The organism is Sphaerochaeta sp. S2, from assembly GCF_016406725.1.
GTDB lineage: Bacteria > Spirochaetota > Spirochaetia > Sphaerochaetales > Sphaerochaetaceae > Sphaerochaeta.
Genome location: NZ_JAEKNT010000495.1, coordinates 1 through 2,969 on the forward strand (window position 1 = coordinate 1; position 2,969 = coordinate 2,969).

At 45.0% G+C, this 2,969-nt stretch carries 4 protein-coding genes and 1 pseudogene; 4 read left to right on the forward strand and 1 reads right to left on the reverse strand.

Going from position 1 to position 2,969, the window contains the following annotated elements:
- On the forward strand, positions 1-323 hold a 323-nt coding region (locus JF818_RS14390; RefSeq protein ID WP_198892669.1), incomplete at its 5' end, for an ABC transporter permease.
- Between the two features lie 32 nt (positions 324-355).
- Complete coding sequence (locus JF818_RS14395; RefSeq protein ID WP_198892670.1) at positions 356-883, forward strand: GNAT family N-acetyltransferase; 528 nt, start codon at positions 356-358, stop codon at positions 881-883.
- 22 nt (positions 884-905) lie between these two features.
- Here the strand turns inward: JF818_RS14395 and JF818_RS14400 are convergent, their stop codons facing one another.
- Entirely contained in the window at positions 906-1,187 is a 282-nt protein-coding gene (locus JF818_RS14400; protein WP_198892671.1) for a DUF4491 family protein, read from the reverse strand.
- Between the two features lie 176 nt (positions 1,188-1,363).
- Between JF818_RS14400 and JF818_RS14405 the strand changes: the two genes are divergently transcribed.
- Both JF818_RS14405 and JF818_RS14410 read left to right on the forward strand, forming a co-directional pair.
- Positions 1,364-1,939: a DNA-3-methyladenine glycosylase I gene (locus JF818_RS14405; protein ID WP_198892672.1), complete on the forward strand. Its 576-nt coding sequence runs from the start codon at positions 1,364-1,366 to the stop codon at positions 1,937-1,939.
- 207 nt (positions 1,940-2,146) lie between these two features.
- Positions 2,147-2,969: pseudogene (locus JF818_RS14410) on the forward strand (GGDEF domain-containing protein); the annotation flags it as partial.

A 2,969-nucleotide genomic window follows, 5' to 3' on the forward strand; every position in this document is an offset into this window, starting at 1 on the left:
GATTAAAGAAGTTCGACCACACCCTGGAAGAAGCTGCCTACAACCTGGGAGCGAACAAGGCAGAAGTGCTTTGGTTTATCACCCTCAAGTACCTGAGACCTTCAATTATTGGTGGGGCGGCAATGGCATTCCTTATGTCCTTCGAGAACTTCAACACCACCATATTCCTCGTAGGTTCACAGGCAACACTGCCCATAAATATGTACATGCAAGTACGTGATGGATCTACCCCGGTGATCAATGCCATCTCATTCCTGCTCATTCTTGGCACTTCCATTTTCGCGGTGATTAATCTTACCAAAGGGAACAAGAAACTGCTCTAGGGCGTATCCTTGTGGGATATAAGGAACGATACATGAAAATTGAAACAGAACGATTACTCCTACGAGAGATGACCCAGGAAGACTACCCTTCTCTTGCAGCGATCCTGCAAGACGAGCAGACCATGTACGCATATGAGACTCCTCTCAGCCCTGCTGAAACACAGGCTTGGCTGGACAGGAATCTTGCCAGATATAAAACTGACGGTTTTGGACTATGGGCTGTTATCCTGAAAGATACTGGTACCATGATAGGCCAGGCTGGCCTGACATGGCAATCGATCGGGGGGTCATCAGAAGTATTGGAAGTTGGGTATCTGTTCAATCGCAGCTACTGGGGGAAAGGATATGCAATTGAAGCAGCAAGAGCATGCAAGGAGTATGCCTTCAGCACACTGAACAGCAGAGAAGTCTACTCCATCATACGCGACTGTAATGTTGCTTCAATGAATGTTGCTATCCGAAACGGCATGCTTGCCAGAGGTAGCTTCATTAAGCACTACCGCGGATTGGATATGCAACACTTGGTATTCTCAGTTAAAAGAGAACCCTCAATCACCTAGAAAACCAAAGCCTATCGCTGGTTTATCTCTTTGGATTACGAGGAAACCAACCTTTTGCAACCCGCTCTTCTTGCTCGAACAACTCATGGATACTCCATAGGGAGGAGAACCCCGTAATGCTGACCACTGCAGATAACGTAGCGTTCTCAATGCAAAGGGAGAGGACAACCAACAGGATTCCGACTACCAAAAAAACCGGCCATACCCTTTTTCCAAAATAATACTCCCCTTTAATGACTATCGGGTGGAATACCCCAATGATAAGAAATGCAGCTGCCCCGATTATTATTCCTTGGAAACTCATACATCCTCCTCCTCTATGCATACGTACAGATTCATCTTGTCGGCCTCAGAATAGCTACGTCAAGAACTCTTTTCCTGATAGTTACAATTGGAGATTGGCGTATTATTCATCACTGAAGAATATTCCCATGCTAGAATCATCATGAATACCATCGAATGAAAGTTAAGGAAATTAGTATGAACCGATGTAGCTGGACAGGTGAGAATCCTCTCTTGGTAGAATATCATGACAGGGAGTGGGGAGTTCCACTCCATGATGATCAGAGACAGTTTGAGTATCTGAGCATGGAAGTCATGCAATGCGGATTGAGCTGGCTCACGGTATTGAAAAGACGGGAAGCTCTCCGCTCTGCATTTGATGATTTCAATGTCTCCAAGGTTGCTGGCTATGGCGATGAGCACGTCGATGAGATTATGAAAATGGAGGGGATGATCCGCTCCCCAAGAAAAATCCGGGCAATAATTACCAATGCAAAAGCATTCCTACCGATCCAGGAGGAATTCGGTTCATTCTCATCGTATCTTTGGGGGTTTACCGGGAACAAGACAATGGAATACCCAGGTCATGCAGACAGGGGTATCGTTATTGCCAGGAATGAACTCTCCGATATGATCAGCAAGGACCTCAAGAAGTGGGGGTTCACCTTTCTTGGTTCCATCACCATCTATGCCCACCTGCAAGCCGCCGGCATCATCAACGACCATGAGGCAATTTGTTTCCGGTATCACCAGGTAGGAAGCACAACTTCCTAAACACTTACCAGTATTTGTTCATGTACTGCTCTTGACTTCATCCAATACGTATATTGGCAAAAGCAATAGGCCAATCTAGCTATGTATGGTAGACTTTACAGGAATAATGTCCTGCTCATAGAAGTTGGATTTCTTTTCAGAAAAGATAAACACTACCAACCGTAAGGCAAGTGTGGACGGCAGGAAACACTTGAAGGAGCACGCTCGATGACTGAACTGATCAGCAACATACTTCGAGGCAGTGTCTCATCGGTTATGTATGTACTGTTATTATTAACCCTTACAAAGTCTAAATTCGACCGTAAGCGTATTATCAGCATCGCAATCTTTGTGTTTGTCATCAATATGACAAGCACCCTTTGGTTCTACTTCCGGGGAGACCTCACGGGGTTGTCCCGATTCACTGTTTTGATGTTCATCGTGGTTGGCCTTCTTATCAAGTCATTTACCAAAATGAGTTTCATGCAATGGAGTTTCACCTTTCTCACCACCATCAATATTGCAATGATGATCATCATCCTCAGCTTTCATCTTGGGAGACTGTTCCCCTATCCACAGTATGCCAATACATTCTTCCGGTTTGTCCTCTACCTACTCGTGATTACCATGTTCAGGAAACACTTCCTCCGGACCTATCAAACGGTTGTGAGCGACTGGCCCGTCTTCTCTGGCTTGATGATCTGCATCTTTCTGAATCTATCCTACTTCTTCTTTGTTACAGACGATATTATGCAAACCTTGGCCGCCAATCGATGGCCGATGCTCCTCTTGGTTGCCCTCTCCTTGTCCGCTTATGGCACAGTGTTCTTCTCTTTCAAAAGATTTCTGGCCATGCACGACTTGGAAAATGAGAATATGAAAATTCAGAGTGAGACAGAAGTACTGCAGAAAGTTGCTACTGAGTTGGAGATTTATGCCAACTATGACACGCTTACAGGCCTTCCCAATAGAAGAATCTTCTTTACGAAATTGGAAACAATCGTTTCAGAAGCCAAAACAAACGCAATAAAATGCGCACTCCTCTATATAG

Coding starts and splice junctions, on each gene's coding strand:
- JF818_RS14405 (WP_198892672.1), top strand. CDS start 1,364: ATGAACCGATGTAGCTGGACAGGTGAGAATCCTCTCTTGGTAGAATAT.
- JF818_RS14395 (WP_198892670.1), top strand. CDS start 356: ATGAAAATTGAAACAGAACGATTACTCCTACGAGAGATGACCCAGGAA.
- JF818_RS14400 (WP_198892671.1), bottom strand. CDS start 1,187: ATGAGTTTCCAAGGAATAATAATCGGGGCAGCTGCATTTCTTATCATT.